Source organism: Tunturiibacter gelidiferens (assembly GCF_051013345.1).
GTDB lineage: Bacteria > Acidobacteriota > Terriglobia > Terriglobales > Acidobacteriaceae > Edaphobacter > Edaphobacter gelidiferens_A.
The window spans coordinates 1,970,719-1,988,892 of the sequence record NZ_CP132939.1 but is presented as its reverse complement, the minus strand read 5'-3'; the positions used below and the strand labels follow the sequence as shown (position 1 = coordinate 1,988,892).

Here is an 18,174-nt window from a genome sequence, read left to right as displayed (position 1 = left end):
GCCGCATGGGCTGTGGTGGTGACAGGCCTGGTCTACGCGATATCCAGTCTGTGGACCGGCCACTTCCGGAAACACCTGTTTTTGGCATCGTCTGACAGAAATTGGCGGGCTTTCTGGAAGGTCATCGCAAAGTATCTTCACCGTGAGCCGCCGGATGAAACGGAAGCCCACTCGTACAACGTAATGCAGCGGACCGCATATCTGATGGTGATCTTCGTCTTGTTTCCGCTGGTGATCTGGACCGGCCTTGCGATGTCTCCCGCCTTCGATTCCGCGGTTCCGGCTGCGGTTGCTGCGCTGGGCGGCCGGCAATCCGCGCGCACGCTGCATTTCTTCGTCTCGGGATCTCTCCTGCTCTTTCTTGTGGTCCACGTGACCATGGTTGTTCTTGCAGGATTCAGGAGTCGCATGAGAGCGATGATCATCGGTCGCGCCACCACGCCGAGGGAGCGCACATGAGACCCATCTCACGCCGCAAGCTCATAACCAGCGGTGTTGCCGCCACCGCAGGTCTGGCCGGTCTGACCGCGGCTGCCCGCCTAGCCCAGCGTTACGGACTTATCCCGCCTGACCACGGTGGAATCTACGGCCCTGGCCAGACGCTGACCTACGCCGCTCAACGGCTTCTGACGACGCACTCGTTGGCCCGAGACTTTCCGCGAAGCATGATCTCGAAGACGCCATTCGCCAACCAGACCGCGCCTCCGAACGATCTCTTCAAGCGCCATCAGGCCAACGGGTTCGCGGACTGGCGGCTTTCGGTTGACGGAATGGTCGCCCGGCCAGGATCCCTTTCCTGTCCGACCTCAAGAGTCTTCCCGTTCGCAGCCAAATCACCGAGGTCGCATGCGAGGAGGGCTGGTCCTATATCGCTGAGTGGATTGGTACGCCTCTGATTGGAGTTCTGCACGAAGTCGGAATCTTGCCGCAGGCGCGGTATGTCGTATTCTTCTCCATCGACAAGGACTGGTGGGACAGCATCGATATGGCCGACGCCCTGCATTCTCAGACGCTGCTGACCTACGGGATGAATGACGGCGATCTTCCCGTGGTCTTCGGCGGCCCGCTCCGCATGCGTGTGCCGCGCCAATTAGGCTATAAGAGTGTGAAGTACATTACCCGTCTGACGGTCACAGACTGTCTTAAGAGCTTTGGTAAAGGTCTGGGCTCTTCCGAGCCGGACTATGGTTATGCGTGGTATGCGGGCATCTAAACCGTATCCGTTCGACACCTGTACACGTTGTTCTCGTCCGGCTATTTCCGGATGGTCGGCTAACCGCACCTTACTCCCCTTAGCTCGAACCAGACATCGTCCTGACCGAACCGCAACCGCGGCACCGCACGCCTCCGGTGCGGATGAGACTTTGCACACCCCTTGGTGATCGCCGAAGGTGAGAGCATTCCGTTGGTTCATCCCGCACTGTTGGTGATACTGCACATTTGCTCGCAAACCCGCTAATCTGTTGCTGATTTCAGACGTCTTATTGTGCCTGGACCAGAGTGGTCATGAGGACGTCGAGGTCGGATGGGTTGACGTCGCTGACGGCGATGATGCGCAGGTCTGGGTGTGGTGCTGTGTGGAGGGTGAAGCCTGCGCGGGTGGTGTACGGACACTTCTATTTCTCCATGTCCGAAGCGCTCTTAAGAACCGAGAGTGGCAGCGGCGGCGGACCTGTCCGCACTGGCGTTTTCCGTTGCTTGACAGTCTCGTCGCATAAGACTAGGGTCGGACTTTGAGGTAGCTTTTTCCTTCTCCTCGTCTCAGGTTCCCTGAGCTAAGTCAGCCTATCTGAAGCTTTCCTTCTTAGCCCTCCCCAACCTTAAGGAGGTTGCTATGTATGCACGCAATGTCTCGATACATTTGAAACCCAATATGCTTTCTGACTACACCCGGACATTTGAGAAAGATGTCCTTCCGTTACTGCGTAAACAGAACGGCTTTAAGGACGAAATTGCATTCTCCGGTCCCGGCGGAACAGATGTCACTGCAATCAGCCTGTGGGACAACAAAGCCAATGCAGAGGCTTACAACAACAATATCTACCCAGACGTGGTAAAGACCTTGGCAGGAGTAATGGATGGAACGCCCAAGGTGCAGAGCGGTGAAGTTGTCAATTCCACCATCCACCAAGCGACAGCGTAGCAATGGGCATGGCCCTGTTTGCACGAGAGGGCGGACTTAACTCCGCCCTCTGGGCCTTGTCCAGATCTCCGGATCCGAAAGTCATCGCTCAACCAACTCCGTCGAAGCCCATGCCTGCAGAACCATGCCAGAACTCGCAATCTGGCTTCGCGGTTACGAGCAGCGCTCGGGCGGTGTGCTCCGGTGCTTTTGGTGACTGAGAGTCGTAGTGCATGAAAAACGGGACTGAGATAAAGACGACTCCTACGGGACACCAGTCTTCTCGAAGTATCGACAGGCACCCAGTCCCTCTTCAACAAGCTCGATTTCTCATTGCTGTCGGTTCAAAGGCTCGACGCACCGGGACCTTCGGATGGTAGGGGCCCTCGTCGGCAGTTCCTTGATCAACATTCATTCTGACGGCGTCGACCATGAAGTGTTCCAAAGGATCCGTGCTCGCATCTCTGGTTCGATGTAAGGTATCGAACATACAGATCAATACCTGGACAGTTACCTTTTTCTCACCATTAGTCAGACACGACAGAAAGGGCCTTTCATGAACAAACCTCAGAATTACGAAGAAAACTGTGTGATTGTTCGAAACATTCCTTATCAGTTTGAAGATGAACTCTGCGAAGGAACGATGCCTGGAGGGGTTCTAGGCAAGGGGCGAGAAGTCTGGGTTCGAGATTTTACGGCCACGAGAAAGCGCCCCGTTTCCGTCAACTCTGTTTCCGCCTATGTGGAGGGCATCGGTATGGTGACAGTAGATCCCCGCTGTCTTGTTCGCACCGGCTAAACCCTCCATGCACCTTGAAATAAGCAAGAGAACGCAATCTAAATCTAAGGAAACAAATGATTCTCAGAGCCATTTCCTCCCCGATCACAGTTCTCCGCCAATAGACTTCCCCTCCTGCAACTTCGGGGGCAAAGCGGGTCCGCCGCGCATCCTGTCGATCGGACGGGATGCCAGTAAGCTCGCGACGCGTGCCTGCAATCTCAGTAGTGCGACCGGGTGTTCCGTAAAGTCCGCGGCGCCGGGGGCGGTTCAAATCTGGTGATTGCGAACTTCTGTCGAGTTGCGCAGCTTGATGACAGCCTGTGCGACGCAGAGACATCCTTGGCGGTAATGTCCGGATTGCCCGTAATCCAGGAGCAACGCGGAAGTACTCAGCTTGTACGAAGCTCAGTGAGTTCTATAAAAGGGATGTCAAGAAAAAGTTTCTCCCTCGACCGGACGCCGAGAAGATTTTTGTCTCGAGATCCAGCCCACTGCCTGTGAACGTGCCCCTCGATTCGCTCGAGAGGTTTGTCTTGGCTTGTTTGCCATTCCGTGGCTTGCATCTTCCGGTGGTGACGACGCCAATCGAGTCTTAGACTTGGGCAAGCGGACCTGGTATTTGAATGTCAACCATGGTTCTATTTGAGGCTCGTGGCCTATCGCTATTTCTGGTTATCCGAGGAGGCATAGCGTGCATTAGTGACTCGGTGCCGAAGCACACAAGGCCGAACTCATTGACTGATACTCACCTCGAACCGAGCGTCTCGAGAACCCGACCGACCACCACCTAAGAGAATGGCCGGAGATGGAAAGGCCTCCTTATCAGAGACGCTCAAGCTTCTTGCCGATGCAATTGTGTGGCGTCGAAATCCACTCCTTTCTTCCAAATCGTTAGAGTGATGCTGGCAATCTTGCGTGCCAGGGTGAGACGCGCCATCGTCGGTCGCATTCCTTTTTCAAGAAGAGCAACATAGAAATCGTACAGGGGGCCAGGGTGAGTGCTAGCGGAGATCGCAGCCCCTTTGAAGAGATTCTTCACATCGGGATTATGGTTGTTACTCAGGCCACGCACGGTCATGCGCTCCCGGTTTCGTTGCAGTTTCCCTCGGACGTAGCGATACTCGCCGCTGTCGTGGGTCTCCAGCGCGAAACCACTGTAAGCCCACAGCTGGCGCTTGCTACGGAAACGGTGGGGCGTCTGCAGCTGCGCAACCAGCAAGGCTGCACGAATCGGACCGATCGAAGGAATCTGGCGAAGCAATTTCACGGCATGATGCTTGCGGCTCTCGGTCAGCAAGTCGCGTCGCGCTTGCTGACGCACTGGTTGCAGCAGATCCAGTTGCTGATAGAGCCGTTCGGCCCGGAGACGAACTCCGGGTTCCGGGATCTTGTCTAACCATTCTGTGCGATGCCGCGGTGCATAGACGCTGGTACCGCTACAGGGAATGGCCCAGCTTCGGTAGAGGGCTTTGATCCGATTCATGACTCGTGTGAGATCCTTCGTAATGGTTAGGTAGCTGCGACCTAATTCTTTTATGGTGCGCATCCCGTGCTCGCCATGGTAAACCGACGTGAGCTGGTTGCCACGCAGCAGCTCCGCCAGCTTTCGCGCATCGATTCGGTCACTCTTGCTGCCGTCTTTCAACAGGGCGTTCTTGCGCGGATCGCAGACCACGAGATGGGTGACGTGAGGTTTCAGCAGGTCATGTAACCAGGCCGCAGAGACTCCTTCTTCGAAGGTCACCGATAAACTTCCGTGTAGCCCTTGGAGGAACTCAAGGATCGTGGCCGCTTTCGTCTCCAGAATACTTTCCATGATCAACTTCCCCGGGAATCTGTGACTGCAGCCGAGATCGTTGCTTGGTGGACGTCCATGCCGATATATTTCTCTTGGCTCATAACGCCGCTCCTTTCGGTAGGTGGTGATACGAATAACCACAACCTACAGCAAAGTGGGCGCCTTTTATATTGCGTGCATTGGCGATTACCGATCCGAGCTAGACGAGTTCTTTAGCGAACTACAATGTAAGCGGAGAATGAGGATATCCCCGCCTCCGCAACTCCGTGCTTTGCTCAGCGCAGTTTGGCGGCTATGCCTCCCGGACTATGTCAAGCGCTCGGCCCGGTTCTCCAGCAGATCGCGGAGATGACGCTGAAGATCAAGCAGTACGACCGGCAGATTCAGCAGCTCGGCCAGACGGAGTACCCGGAGACACAGGCTCTGCTGAAGGTGCATGGCGTAGGACACCTCACAACCCTGACCTTCGTGCTGACCCTTGGCAGCAAGGAGCGGTTCGGACGAAGTCGCGATGTCGGTTGCTATCTCGGTCTTCGGCCTCGCCTAAGCCAGTCAGGCGATCATGATCCTCAACTCGGCATTACACATGCTGGTAACGCTTATCTTCGGAGTTTGCTGATCGAGTGCTCGAACCATATCCTGCGACCGCACGGTAAGGACTCGGCGCTTCGACAGTGGGGTCTGCACCTGGCTGCCAGAGGCGGTAAGCAGGCCAAGAGCAAGGCCGTCGTTGCGGTCGCCCGCAAGCTGGCCGTTTTACTCCACCGCCTCTGGACAACACAGGAACCGTACATCCCGTTCTATGCCGCAGCCGCTTGATCGATGACGATGTTTACCCGTTGCGACGACACCGTGTTCCGATGACTGCGTGCGCGTTTTGGTCTTCCAAGACCGATCGATAAATGGCAGCATCGACTCGCCTCTCGAACCCCAACCGGCACCGAGCTTGCAACAAGACAGCTCATTAAGAGTGCGAATAGAAACCCGGTGGAGAGCAACACGCGTATCGCTGCAATAAAAACGCCACCCGAAGGTGGCGTGAGGGTGGGAGTCGAACCCACGCGTTCCTGAACGGATCATCAACGCTCAAGACACCATCCGGATTTCTCCATGCGACGCATCCAGCGCTCGCGCTCAACGATATACCGCTGGATCCATCGAGGCATATTCCCGAAACAAGCAAAAAAGGAAGACGGCACGAGTCGGCGCTCTGGTTTCGCTACCCCAACTTCAACTTGTCGCAGCAGATTCACCACCTGCTCCGCTGTATGCTTCTTGCCTCGGACCATTGCTCGCTCGTCTTGTTCTAGTTTCGTCGCCCTTCAACTGGTACAAAAGAGCCCGCGCAGACCACGGCCTCACAGCATCAGAAGGGTGTAGGGACAAGATCCGTTTATGGCATCGCCATCCGTACCGCTTGCGGAAAGTAGATATTCGGCTCCGTTTCCAGTTTCTTGGGCTTGTTGGTGTTGCAGGCATACGTGAACACGAGATCGCCGGAATGCTCGAATTCGGGATGCTCCTTGCCCGCGTAGCAAAACGTGTCTTTGTCATAGCCCGGCTTGCTTGGGTTCAGCTCCGGGATGTGGTAGATCGTCTGGCTATCGCTCCAAGGCCCCGTGAGCGAGGGCCCCGTACGCAAAAACAGCATTGGAAAGCATGTTCGGGGAGACCATGATGGAAACCCACTTCTTCAATTCAGGGTGGTACCGGATCGAAAGTTCCGCAGCACCCTCGGCAATGAGCGTCTTGGCGTTCGCTGCATCGATTCCTGCCTTCCATGTGCCGTCCGCAGACAGGTACTGCAGGTTTTTCTCCGCCGCATGCAGGCCGTCTAACGGTATGCGGGTCAGGATGTCGGCCCGCGACTTCTCAGCCAGCGCAACGAAATAGGCGTACTTGCCTTCCACAACCGCCGTCGCCGAGGGATTCGCCTGGGCGCTTTCCGGCACCAGGGGCTGGTACTCTACTTTCCAGCTTTTCGGCGCGCCGTCTATGCCTGTGACGTGCGCAAGATCCGTGCCGCACGTCTCGAAACCTATCGCTGCGGCGTCGTTCTTCGGCGTAGCGCGAATGCAGAGCAGCGAGATCCAAAGCTCATTGCGGTAGACAAAGCCGTCAAGCGCCCAATACCACGTACCGTCGTGGCGAGGCGGGTCGAAGAAGCTCTGCATCTCGCCCTGCGCTCCCTGGCGAATGGAATAATCGATCTTCCACTTGCCACCCTGGCACGTCGAAATCCCAATGGTGTTATGCACCATGCGAGGGTCCGATCCATCGACCACACGCTTATCCCCGTGCAACGTGTCGCCAAAGATCCAGACGTTGCTACGGGGTGACCCGTTGCCGGGCGTGACAATAGCAGCATCGATGATGCCGTCTCCTGTGAAATCGGCCGCGACCAAAGGTGTCGTTTGAATAGCAAAGTTCGGACTACCGCCGATTCTATCGGCGACGGTGAAGGTGCCATTGCCTCGGCCCAGAGCGGTGACGAGGTTCCCTTGATAGTCGAAGGTAAGAATATCGGTGACGCCGTCGCCGTTCAGGTCTGCCGGTACGAAGCCGACGTTTTGTACGAAGAGCGTCGGGGTGGCCTGAAAGGTGCCATCTCCGTTGGAGGTGAGGCGAGTCACACTGCTGGCTGACGGGTTGATTGTCAATGGGTCGGAGTACGCGAGCTCGGAGATCAGATCGGTTTGTCCGTTGCTGCCTGGGATGGGGAAGAGAGTTCCGTTGAGCGCACAGGACTGGCCTTGCGTGAAGCCTCCTTTGCCGTCACCCAGAAGAACTGTGGTTTTGTCCGTGACGATGGCCAGATCGATATTGTTGCCGCCATTCGTCGTGCCTGCAACTACCATCGCCGTGGGATAAAGAAGAGACGAGATCAACGGCAGGCTCGGGCCGATCGTAAACTTACCGTCGGAGTGACCCAGGATAACTTGCAGGGCAACGGAGTATACGTCCTCTAAATTGGTGGTGAGGTAGGCGATATCTGTAACGCCGTCGTGGTTGAGATCGGCTGCGACGAAGAGAGCATCGCCGTAGAGTCCGGAGGGGCCGACGGGCGTTATCGGAGCCTGCGTCGCTTGATAGGGTGCTTGAAGGGTTCCGTCTCCGTTGCCGTAGAAGACCGTCAGTTGCGTGTCTCCGACGACGAGGTCCGGCTTGCCGTCTCCGTTGAAGTCTCCTGTCGCTATGGCTAGAGGTGCCTGAGTAACTACAGGGACAGAGACGGGATAGAGTACCGGGCTGGAGAGCGTTCCTGGTGCGCTGCTACCTTGATTGAGCAGGACGACGACGTTTGCCGATGTCTGGACGCTCGTTGTGACCAGGGCCAGATCGGGATATCCGTCGCCGTTCAGGTCAACTGCGGTTAGATTGCCAGCGCTCGATACGGCATAACTAACAGGTGTCTGAAAGGTGCCGTCCGTTCCCCAACAGCACGTTGACGCTGGTATTGGTCGTCACGACCAGATCGAGCTTCTTGTCGTTGTTTAGATCGATCGCTAAGAGATGGGATACAGCGAAGGTGGGGAGATTCAGTGAGGTCGTTATGGAGACTGGAGGTGCAGTTGTCCCCCGGTTGAGGAATATGGTCAACGTGGTGGAGGTGGAAGTAGGCGAGACGGCAGCAAGATCGGTTTGTCCGTCTGCGTCGAAGTCACCGGTAGCGACGGACTGCCCGCCTCCGATTGGGAAGAAGGACGTGACGGGGAAGAGTGTGACTGGTTTTGCGCGAATGCGGGAGGGAAAATAGTTGCGCGATCAGAACGATTAGGAGGAATCGTGCCTGTATGGGGTCTTGATCCAAGGCATTACGAGCATCTAGCAGTCTTTCAGGAAACAGGTTAGGTTAAGTCGTTTGAGATTCAGCGAGTGGTCAAATTACTGACAACTTCCACTGGTCTACTGAAGCTAACTATTGAGTATGGTGAAGATACATAGCATGAGCTCGATCTAGTACAAGATCCTGCTCTCGCGTTGTCAAGATGCGCTGACGTTTTTTCGGAAAAGATAGAATGCTTCTTTGTGTCAGCTTGGGCCTCGAACTAAGGCGTCACAATACATTGCGGCATCGTTGTAAAGAAACACCATCTCCGGCCCCCAGGACAAAATTGTCGGGAAGGGCGAGTTCAACATGAGATTGGTGGTTACCAACAGAGTTTCTGATCAGTCTTCAATCGGACCCAAGGGGGATGTGACCAGTTCAAGAGCAAATTCGTGCAGCCATTTCGCTTTGCCCGGTTATCAAATGGTTGAATCGGGCTTTTAGGGCTTCTTCATGCATGGTCTATCGGCTCAGCTGATGTTCTCAAGGCTCTAATATCCTGAAGCAAACCCATATCCGCTATCTGCACGCAACCGACCAGACACAGAAGCATCGCAACTTGAAGAGCTACATCTCCTCCGCCCGAATCCTTCAGGACGAAAGAGGGGTCAGGGATGGCGAACATATCGTAGGAGCACACTCGACTCTTCATCGTCCGATCTTCCCTCCACCAGGCCGTCTCTGCTTTGCAGCGTGACAACCTGGTGTTGGGTTGGTTTCGGCAATCTTGCTGAACCTTTCGCGGGATTTGGCTTAGGGATCGCCGTTCTGACGATAGTCCGCATCTTTTCGAAAGCCATTTGGCGCGAATCCTAGTGTCTTTTCGACAAGCGGCGAGTCATCATTTGGCGACCTTTACATTGAAGGTCACCGTGTTGGTCCCGCCGGCGTTCTTGATGACAAACTTGTACTGCCCGTCCTTCTCCGGCGTGAACTTAACTGAACACTTCGGTCCGGACGAGTCGTCCTTCGCGACTTCCGCGCTGGTGGAGTCGTAGACGAAAAGGTGCACGTCGGTATTCTTCAGGCCGTCCGTGGTGGCCTCGAACTCTTTCCCCGCCGTGAAAGACAGGAGGTAAGCGACCTCTCCGTTGTCCTTCATCTCGAGCTTCTTGCCATTGAACGCCGACCCCTTGCCCAGGTCCTTCGACTTGGCGTCCTGCGCGGGACACAGTATGGCGACCGTTAATATAACTGCCACCACTGCTGTGACAAAACGAGTAATCGATTTCATTGGTGTTGCCTCCAGAGTCGGATCAGATCCGCACTTCTCACCCCAGTAAACTCTGAAACATGTAAAGAAGGTATATGTGTTGCTTTGAGAATTATTTGGCGTAAATCTTTGAGCGATAAATGGCGTAATGAACGTCTTAGGACTGCGAGCTGAGCCGCCGCCGAAAAACGGCTCCATTGCTGTTTACCACTTAGAATGAGGCAGTTATTTGAGAGCGAGTAAGACCGGATCGGAATCCACAATGAAATCTGAACGCCTGTTGCAACGGCTGACACTCTTCGACGTCAGGGAGCTTCGCACAACGAATCTTCCTGTGAATAGCTGACTCCTTTTGCCGAGGCATTGGTTGTCATTCGACGTGGCGAAAACGAACTGCCGGAAAAGTCAGGCGGTCTTAACCGGTCGATGGTTCAGGCGATTCCGGATCCACAGGACGTGGTCGGAGTCAGGCGCTGGAGAGTAAGGTGCGGTTTGCCGACGATCCACCCGTAACGCCACAAAGCTACCTGGTTTTATTGCTCAATAAGTAAATCGCCCTGATATCAGCAACTGAGATTTCTTTTGCTGTGTGCCCACAATCTGACCGGCATCGATGAAAGGGAAGCCCGTCATTTTCCACCCCAGAGTTCATCACTACGCTGAGATAATCGTGGTCGCTCATGACTATCCTTTTCTACGGAGCGCATTCTGTACAGAGTCAAGGAAGTTGGCTCTTGAACACTGCCAAAGTGCGGTGAGAAATGACGACGATCGATCTCCCATGGTGAACGCAAAATCCAGTTCAGTATTCTTTTGCGGTTTCTTGTTCAATGCCTCTTCTACCGTCAAGTTCTTGAACGGCGGACCTTCGATGGAACTGGTCGTTTGGCCGCGCAGGATAGACCGGCGAATGGGAGTGGGCGGGTGAGTTTCTGAAAAGGGCCTAGAAGTCGGCCATCTGACATCGAGCCCCTGTCGCAAGGCAAAGTCTCTTAGATGACGCGCGAATCGGCTCGACCTCTTCAGAAAACGCTTCCCAAAAGCTGATGGCAGCGAAGTAGAAGTCTGCTGCCCAAAGCGCAAGCGCCCGGTTACCACCCATTTGGTCTGCAAAGGCGAAAGTAGTCATAAACCCTCTGAAGTCTGCATCGAATTCGAGCTGCTGCGATAGAGGAATCTCATCGCATTCAATGCGTCCACCTGAAGTGGTCTTCCTTGACGAATGGCCGAGTCTAGCATGATGTCCGAGCATAACGTGCGCATACTCGTGGGATGCCACATAGAAAGTCATCAAAATAGATATTGTCTCTGCCAATTGAGTCCGCTCATACATCATGACGGCGTTCTGGAATGGAACTGTAACTGTGAAGGCTGCCAGCGAAGATAGCAATTCAACAAAGAGAGTGCACCCTCTCTGATCCTTGCTCAAGTCCGCCATTGGATCATCGGAAAACGGAAAGTAGAGCGCGCAAATCTGTGCCATCCCTTCAACGAAGTGAAATAGACCTTCGTTGACCCCAATTATGTAACCGGCTTGGTTGGGTAGTGCCATTGCGACGGCGTTGATTTCAGGCAGAGGGAACACGCCAGCAACGCAGTTGACTGGTACAGGATATCCCATAACGAGGGCGATCTCTCTAATCTCGGGATCCAAAGAGTCGATTGCGCTCTGGTGGCGATCGAACGCTCCCTGATCGGAAAACTTAAAGCGCGATTGTTGGCGACTCAGCTCGGCGGAAGCGAAAGCCTTTGAAAGGGCATCATCGCTAGCCATGATCGGGCGACCCCGTTTTCGGAGCAGGATCGATCTTGAATTTGATGCTGGCTGCTCCTTTCAATCCCGCGCCGAACACCCACCTTCACTACCCCTTGATTAGAGATTTCAACGCGAAATTCACTTCGTCAAGCCGCACGCGATCATGCGCCCAGCCGTCTAGGAGTCCGGTCACGAACTTACCCATTTCCGCGACCTTTGCTTTAGCTCGCTTTGTTTGATCGAAGTTTTGCGAAGGACGGTTAAGGTTCCTTCCTCCGGCCCGTACGTCTGAAGAGCATTTAGACCAGCTTCCCCATAAGGCACTTCAGCCTGGTCGGATACCCACTACCCATTGACCTTCCAAGTCCGGATTTCACCTATTCCCAATCGCTTCGATTGCGAAGTGAAAAACGGCCACTTCTATCGCGTCAAATTGTGTTTCATGGCTCAACGAATCGTACCATCCTCGATAGTTGCCAAATCGCCGATGCACTTTGTGAGAACTCCAGATAGGCAAAGCACACCAGCGCGGATTGCGGGCGAGTCACGGGCAATACGGAAGTAAGCTGACGAGCCGACTTCCAGGACTGAGGCTATTTTCGTCTCAATTCGCTGGGCTGGCGATCTGCTCCGAAACTCCTATGTGAAGCGTTCGACGAAGTTGCACATCGGTTTTGGCAAGAATTTCATTCACGGAGTTACCGAGCGATAAAGTGTAAGAGCCTGCATCGGCCTGCCAGGCACCGGCCTTCGTATCGAAGTATGCAAAGCTGCGAGGGTCGAGTTCAATCGTCACGTGCTTCCGCTCACCGGGGCCCAGTTCGACCCGAGAGAAGCCCTTCAGCTCTTCAGCAGGTCTCGGTACGGATGGGTTCTTCTGCGAGACGTAGAGTTGCGCTACAGCCGTGCCGGCCACCCTGCCAGTATTCTCTACATCGAAACTCGCCAGAACATGACCATCCTCATTCGATGTTGCATTCAGATTAGACATGGCGAAGGTCGTGTACGAGAGCCCATAGCCGAACGGAAACAACGGTGCCGTCCCACTGTGCTCATAGCCGCGATACCCAACGAAGATCCCTTCACGGTAGACAATCTTGTTCGTACCTGGGTCGGGATAGTAGTGAGCGAAGCTGGGGTTGTCGGCGATGCGACGTTCCCAAGTGATCGGCAGGTGACCCGAAGGATTGACATCACCGAACAGCAGTCGGGCGAAGGCATCTCCGCCCTCCTCGCCGGAGTACCACGTCGCGAGAATGGAACCAACCTTGTCTTTCCAAGCGAGCACGTCAACGCTCCCACCCGCAGTGATCGCCACAATGGTGTTCTTGTTGACTGCTGCGACCTGCTCAATCAACTCTTCCTGACCGAGGGGAAGTTCAAAGCTGCGATCTCCACCCTCAGACTCCGAGGTGTTGTCGAATCCGACGGCGAGCACAACCGCGTCGGCCATCTGAGCGATCTTGATCGCGTCCGGGTCCACAATTGTGGCCAGACTGACTATACCCATGCTTACTCCGATGGACGAAGCTCGGCGCTGAGCATATACCTCCAGCACTATCTTGTGGGAAGTCTTAGTAAAGTCCACCGTGGTCTGATTGAGGATGTACTTTGGGATGGTGACATTATCAAAGGTCAGTCGATCATCAATATAGAGACGGAAGCGACCATCGGTATGCACAAAGACGGCATGTGGCCCGGCCTGCTCAGGTGTGTAATAGCCAGTCCAGCGATCCGACTCAGAAGGAACGACGAAATCAGAGCCCTTGTGTGAGTAAAAGGCGTTGATCTCCTGCTCCTCAGGCCTGCGATGTGCGCTTCCTGGGACAATACCGACGGGCTCAATTGTGGTCGAACGTATGGGGCCTTGCAGATTGAGCTGAGAATAGTGCTCAACGATAAGACCTGCTTGCTCTCCGTCGCTTGTCGTCGTGAAATGAGTCAGGCGCGCGAACTGGTCCAGCGTATACATACCCCGAGCGTATAAGGTCCTTTTCTCGGCACCGAGTTCGTTGCTGATCCCGGTAATGAGATTCGTGTTCGCGAAGCTCACTACTTCGCCGCTGCCGCCCCCAGTCGTGAGGGTTTGCGCCGCAGTGGGACCGATGACGGCAATCGTTTGCACCTTAGTTCGGTCGAGCGGGAGAAGGTTTGCCGTGTTCTGCAATAGAACTGTCCCTTCCAGCGCAGCTTGCAGCGAGGCCGATTTACCCTGCAGGTTGTAACGAGGGATGCCCAGGTCTTTTGCTGGATGATCAAGCCACCCAAAGGTCGCTGCCAAGCGCAGAATTCGTCGGACTTTGTCATCAAGCGTGGCCTCAGAGATCGTTCCATTTGCCAGAAGTGATTTGATCTTTTCTTGAGAGAAATACACGCCAAAGGGCATCTCGAGGTCGAGTCCGGCGTTCGCTGCGGCCGCTGTGTCATGAACTGAAGTCCAGTCCGACATCAGAACCCCCGGAAACTGCCATTGCTGCTTAAGAACCTCCAGATCGAGCGGACGGTTTTGCGTCATGTGATCGCCATTAGTGATGTTGTATCCGTCCATCACTGCGCCCACGTGAGCTTCTTTCACCGCCGCCTCGAACGCTGGCATGTAGATCTCGCGCAGGGTACGTTCATCGATGACCGAATCGCTGTCGTAGCGAAGATACTCGGAGTTGTTTCCGAGATAATGCTTTACCGTCGCTGCCACTCCCTCGGTCTGAACGCCGCGAATATAACCCACCGCGATCCTTCCGGCGAGGAACGGGTCTTCTCCGAAATATTCGAAGTTTCGGCCGTTCATCGGAGCGCGATAGATGTTCACGCCAGGCCCGAGCAAAAACACTGCACCGCGAGATCGAGCGTCCCGACCCAATTCGCGGCCGAGACGTTCAGCCAACTCTGGATCCCATGTTGCAGCTAATCCGATGCCCGCAGCATACGCGATGGTGGGTGCTGGTATGTGTGCCCCCACAGGTCCATCGGCCATTTGGAAGTAGGGGATGTTTAATCGAGCGATGGCATGAGTGCGAAAAGGGGTATCGCCGCTGATGAGGTCGATCTTCTCATCCGTCGTCATCCGTTCGAGCAGGTTGTTCACCCGCGTTTCTATGGCGGGACCATCTGGAACGGGAGCTTGCGAAAATGCAGCTACTCCTGGAATCCACGACCGGCATACAAGACAAGAAAGGATCAGGACAGCGCGGTTCGCGGCTCTCAACAAAGGTGGCCTCACTCAGGGTTCGCTGCTCGACATCCGCGAACGTGATGGAATTATCCCAGACTTGAGGTGTGCGGGAACAGAGACAGTTTACTCGGGTGCTGTGGAAACACTCGGCGGCGGGTATGCACGAGAACGCGTATCGGAAGACCCGCCGATTCGCCAGTCCGAGTACAGTTGAGCGCGCATCTCTGTACCGATCGGCCAACGTCCGAGTTGCCGACAAACCACTCGGAACTTCGAGGAGAGCTAGCCGAACACCTCGCTGAGTGACTCGCCCTGAAGTCGCCATCGGAGAAATCCAGGTTTTGCTCAACTGATCGGCTCTGCCTTTCTCGAGAATCCCTTAGAATTTGACCAGTACCCGGGAGGCCTAATGGGATCGTTGCGGCAGGATGCAAGTTATGGACTTCGGGCGTTCACGCGGACTCCCGGCTTCGCTTCCATAGTGGTCATTGTTCTTGCCGTCGGTATCGGGGCGGCCATTGCGGTCTTCACCGTCTTCAACGCTCTTGTGTTCCGGCCTCTACCGCTGGCTCATCCCGAACAGCTTGTACAGTTCTCCGGCATCTACCGGAACAACTCCAGTATCCCGATCTCCTATCCGATGTTTGCCGAACTGGAGCGTGAGCAGCATGCCTTCTCCGGCATCTGCGGATGGAGCGCGGGCGCGAACTTCAATGTGGAAGCAAACGGCAGCGTTACCGCATCGGCGGTGCACTCTGTCACCGGAAACTACTACACCGTTCTTGGGGTAAGCCCACTGATGGGCCGCCTGATCTCTCCCGGAGATACACTATCGACGAAGGCAGCTGGCCCGGAACAGGCAACTCATACCTTCGCGCTGCGCGACATCGAAGATGTCTCTAACATGTGCTCGTTCCGCAAGGTTTCCGCGGCACGTTCGCCGATGATGATGCAGGAAGCCATGGCATTGCCGGTAGGCACGCGCGGCATGATCGAGCCGTCTGCAATGCGAAGATTTTCGATCCCATAGACCTTCAGTTGACCGTCTACGACCGACATCGAATCGCGCCCCATCTTCGCGGTACACGTCTGATGGTGGTAAGTGGAGGCCTCATCTCGAATGAAGTCTTCCAGTGCAGCTCCTCTCAGGTTGCCAGGCATGACTTCGCGTTTTGTGAAGGGTCGAAGCGCAGCCGAATTGCCAATCTCGCGACAAAGTTCCACGCACGCTACTGCGGCCTTCAGGTCGTCCGGGTGGGACAGCGTATTGGACTCAATCTGTATAGAGTCGTCGGGGTTGGGTCCCGTCAAGCGAATCTGACCGCGACTCTTCGGCCGCACGACGCTTCCATACATTGTCCAAGAAGCCGGTGGTGGATTAAACTTGGCGCCTGTCTCGGCACTGCAGACGGGTACTTCAATCTGACAGGTCTGCAAATCCGGAGTGTCAAGACCAGAATTGCTCTTCCAGAAGAACGTTGCCTCAGCTCCATTGTTGCGAGGAGCGAGCGGTTGCTGATACTCCCAGACACAGCCGAAAGCAGAATGATCCTGAAAGTTCTGTCCCACACCTGGAAGATGCTGGACGACCGGTATGCCTAGACGTTTTAGCTCAGCCTGATCGCCAATGCCAGAAAGCATCAACACCTTTGGCGTGTGCATCGCGCCCAACGACAGGACAACCTCGAGTCCAGCCGTGATGCGTTGGATTTTTCCGTCGAAAGCGATCTCTACACCAGTCGCTCGCTTTCCCTCTAAGGTAAGCCTGGTAACCAATGCGTGCGTGAGCACGGTCAGGTTCGGGCGGTCCATGTAGGGGAAGACATAACTTCGAAAGACGGATAGGCGCTTTCCATCGCGTACGTTCATATCGATAATAGAGGCTCCGCCGCCTCCTTCCATCATTCGTCCATTGTTGCTATCGAAAGTTGGCATCCCGATGGAACGCGCTGCGTCCACCATAGCCGGAGCGATTGGATTCGGGTCAGGCGCGGACTGCACGAAAACCAACCCGCCGGTTCCACGACGCGTGGGGTCTGGCGCTCCCTGCCAGTCTTCCACCCGGCGGTAGATGTTGAGGACGGACTCATAGTTCCATGCCGTCTCGCCGGACTCGGATGCGAAGAAATCCCAATCGTTCTTATGTCCGCGTGCCCAACCCATCACATTGATGCTCGATCCCCCGCCAAGCACCTTGCCCATACCTAGCGGCATGGAACGTCCTTTGAGGTGTGGATTGGGTTGATCCACAAAGTTCCAATCGCGCTCGCTCCCGAGGTTTTCAAACCACCGAGCCGCTTCTATCACGCTTGGCACCTCGTCGCTGCCGCCTGCTTCGAGCAAGAGCACGCTGACGTTGGGATCTTCGGCCAGGCGGCGCGCAACTACTGATCCGGAGGAACCTGACCCACAGACGATGAAGTCGTACTTCGACGTAAGACCGTCCCTGAGCTTCCGCTGGTTCCCACGAACGCGCTCCGCGAAATCTACTGCTGATTGTTTTCCATGATTCAAACTCATCTCAATGCTCCTTTCTGATGTGAGGCATGCAAATCGCCCTAAAAACATCAGAATCCATCTGGCGATATCCCATGTTCGCTTTTATCTGTTACGTTTCAATTCTTCTGGAAATTTCTGCGACGGTGGTGCAAGCCATGAAAAGTGGAAGTTAGAACAGGAGAAGCACTGTCAGGCCATAATCGCCAACACGACCGGTCTTCGTGTTCTCACCGCAATCGCTGCCGCTGTTCAGATGCCGTTGATGACACTCGACCTGCTCTTCGGGCCAAACGAGTGGCGCTCTTGTTGGACGAGAACCGTCTCACCTGGTTCTGTCGCGATATGGAGGTCAGGGCGAAGAGAGGCCTGATGTGATCGGGACTACAGTTGGGTACGATACACGGAAGGCGGCACGCCCACAGAGTTTCTGAAGACTGTTGCAAAATGCTGTTGATTCCGGAACCCCACTTCCAATCCGACATCGAGAACGGAGAGGCGGGAATCTGCAAGCAGTTCCTTACTTCGCTCGACGCGGAGCCGAAGCATGTATTGGTGGGGACTCTGGTTTGTACTTGCGCGAAACTGAAATGAGAAATGGGATAAACTCAAGCCCGCGCAGTCAGCGAGGTCTTTCAGGCCGATTTGTTTGTCCAGGTTCGCGTGCATGAACTCAAGAACGCGTCGAAGGAGACGAGGAGCCATGCCCCCTTTGACGGAAATCGATCTCGGAGCGGCGGCGTTGAAAGAGGTTAAGAGTATGTTGGCCACTGCAGCTTCAATGCCATCAACAAAAAGTTTTCCTGCCGAATAGCCTCTGGCTCGTTCCGCATCCAGGGCAAGCAGCAAATGGGTCAGCCGATCGTCTGCAACCAGCTGCCTCGGCACGATTTCGAGTGATCTATCCGCAAGACGTTCACGCGCCGCTTCCATCAACGCGGAGTCCGGTATGCTGATCGAAAGTACACTGATCCGCTCGTCCCATCGGATGTTGTGCCATTCTTTTC

The 18,174-nt window shown here is 55.1% G+C and carries 15 protein-coding genes and 1 pseudogene; 6 read left to right on the top strand and 10 right to left on the bottom strand.

Features of this window, described 5'->3' with window-relative positions:
* Nucleotides 1-15: 15 nt before the first annotated feature.
* The 5 genes from RBB80_RS09820 (at nt 16) to RBB80_RS09800 (ending at nt 2,921) form a co-directional block, all read left to right on the top strand.
* Nucleotides 16-459, top strand: coding sequence for a cytochrome b/b6 domain-containing protein (locus RBB80_RS09820; protein ID WP_433968015.1), 444 nt, complete (start codon nt 16-18; stop codon nt 457-459).
* A complete protein-coding gene (locus RBB80_RS09815) occupies nt 456-896 on the top strand; it encodes a hypothetical protein (RefSeq protein ID WP_433968014.1) in 441 nt (146 codons plus the stop codon). Before RBB80_RS09820 ends, RBB80_RS09815 begins: the two co-directional genes overlap by 4 nt.
* Entirely contained in the window at nt 788-1,213 is a 426-nt protein-coding gene (locus RBB80_RS09810) for a molybdopterin-dependent oxidoreductase (RefSeq protein ID WP_433969601.1), read from the top strand. The genes RBB80_RS09815 and RBB80_RS09810 overlap by 109 nt, the downstream gene beginning before the upstream one ends.
* A gap of 621 nt (nt 1,214-1,834) precedes the next feature.
* Nucleotides 1,835-2,143, top strand: coding sequence for a hypothetical protein (locus RBB80_RS09805; RefSeq protein WP_433968013.1), 309 nt, complete (start codon nt 1,835-1,837; stop codon nt 2,141-2,143).
* A 535-nt stretch (nt 2,144-2,678) separates the two neighbouring features.
* Complete coding sequence (locus RBB80_RS09800; protein WP_433965365.1) at nt 2,679-2,921, top strand: hypothetical protein; 243 nt, start codon at nt 2,679-2,681, stop codon at nt 2,919-2,921.
* An 814-nt stretch (nt 2,922-3,735) separates the two neighbouring features.
* On the opposite strand, the gene RBB80_RS09795 is transcribed toward RBB80_RS09800, so the two are convergent.
* A complete protein-coding gene (locus tag RBB80_RS09795; protein ID WP_433964555.1) occupies nt 3,736-4,719 on the bottom strand; it encodes a transposase in 984 nt (327 codons plus the stop codon).
* Nucleotides 4,720-5,049: 330 nt separating this feature from the next.
* On the opposite strand from RBB80_RS09795, the gene RBB80_RS09790 reads away from it, so the two are divergent.
* The gene (locus tag RBB80_RS09790) at nt 5,050-5,520 is read left to right on the top strand and encodes a transposase (RefSeq protein WP_433968012.1); all 471 of its coding nucleotides are present in this window, start codon (nt 5,050-5,052) and stop codon (nt 5,518-5,520) included.
* Nucleotides 5,521-6,094: 574 nt separating this feature from the next.
* Here the strand turns inward: RBB80_RS09790 and RBB80_RS09785 are convergent.
* The 9 genes and pseudogenes from RBB80_RS09785 to RBB80_RS09745 all read right to left on the bottom strand — a co-directional run bounded on the left by RBB80_RS09785 (nt 6,095) and on the right by RBB80_RS09745 (nt 18,100).
* A complete protein-coding gene (locus RBB80_RS09785; RefSeq protein WP_433968011.1) occupies nt 6,095-6,352 on the bottom strand; it encodes a hypothetical protein in 258 nt (85 codons plus the stop codon).
* Nucleotides 6,303-7,589: an FG-GAP repeat domain-containing protein gene (locus tag RBB80_RS09780; RefSeq protein WP_433968010.1), complete on the bottom strand. Its 1,287-nt coding sequence runs from the start codon at nt 7,587-7,589 to the stop codon at nt 6,303-6,305. Before RBB80_RS09780 ends, RBB80_RS09785 begins: the two co-directional genes overlap by 50 nt.
* A 108-nt stretch (nt 7,590-7,697) precedes the next feature.
* Nucleotides 7,698-8,063, bottom strand: a pseudogene (locus RBB80_RS09775) (FG-GAP repeat domain-containing protein); the annotation flags it as partial.
* Nucleotides 8,064-8,103: 40 nt separating this feature from the next.
* Nucleotides 8,104-8,394: an FG-GAP repeat domain-containing protein gene (locus RBB80_RS09770; RefSeq protein ID WP_433969600.1), complete on the bottom strand. Its 291-nt coding sequence runs from the start codon at nt 8,392-8,394 to the stop codon at nt 8,104-8,106.
* 977 nt (nt 8,395-9,371) lie between these two features.
* Complete coding sequence (locus RBB80_RS09765) at nt 9,372-9,764, bottom strand: hypothetical protein (protein WP_433968009.1); 393 nt, start codon at nt 9,762-9,764, stop codon at nt 9,372-9,374.
* A 922-nt stretch (nt 9,765-10,686) separates the two neighbouring features.
* Complete coding sequence (locus RBB80_RS09760; RefSeq protein ID WP_433968008.1) at nt 10,687-11,517, bottom strand: hypothetical protein; 831 nt, start codon at nt 11,515-11,517, stop codon at nt 10,687-10,689.
* Nucleotides 11,518-12,103: 586 nt separating this feature from the next.
* Nucleotides 12,104-14,584 (bottom strand): glycoside hydrolase family 3 protein, encoded by a 2,481-nt coding sequence (locus RBB80_RS09755; protein ID WP_433968007.1) that lies wholly within the window; start codon nt 14,582-14,584, stop codon nt 12,104-12,106.
* Nucleotides 14,585-15,535: 951 nt separating this feature from the next.
* Nucleotides 15,536-17,191: a GMC family oxidoreductase gene (locus tag RBB80_RS09750; RefSeq protein WP_433968006.1), complete on the bottom strand. Its 1,656-nt coding sequence runs from the start codon at nt 17,189-17,191 to the stop codon at nt 15,536-15,538.
* 360 nt (nt 17,192-17,551) lie between these two features.
* Nucleotides 17,552-18,100, bottom strand: coding sequence for a helix-turn-helix domain-containing protein (locus RBB80_RS09745; RefSeq protein ID WP_433969598.1), 549 nt, complete (start codon nt 18,098-18,100; stop codon nt 17,552-17,554).
* Between the last annotated feature and the right edge of the window lie 74 nt (nt 18,101-18,174).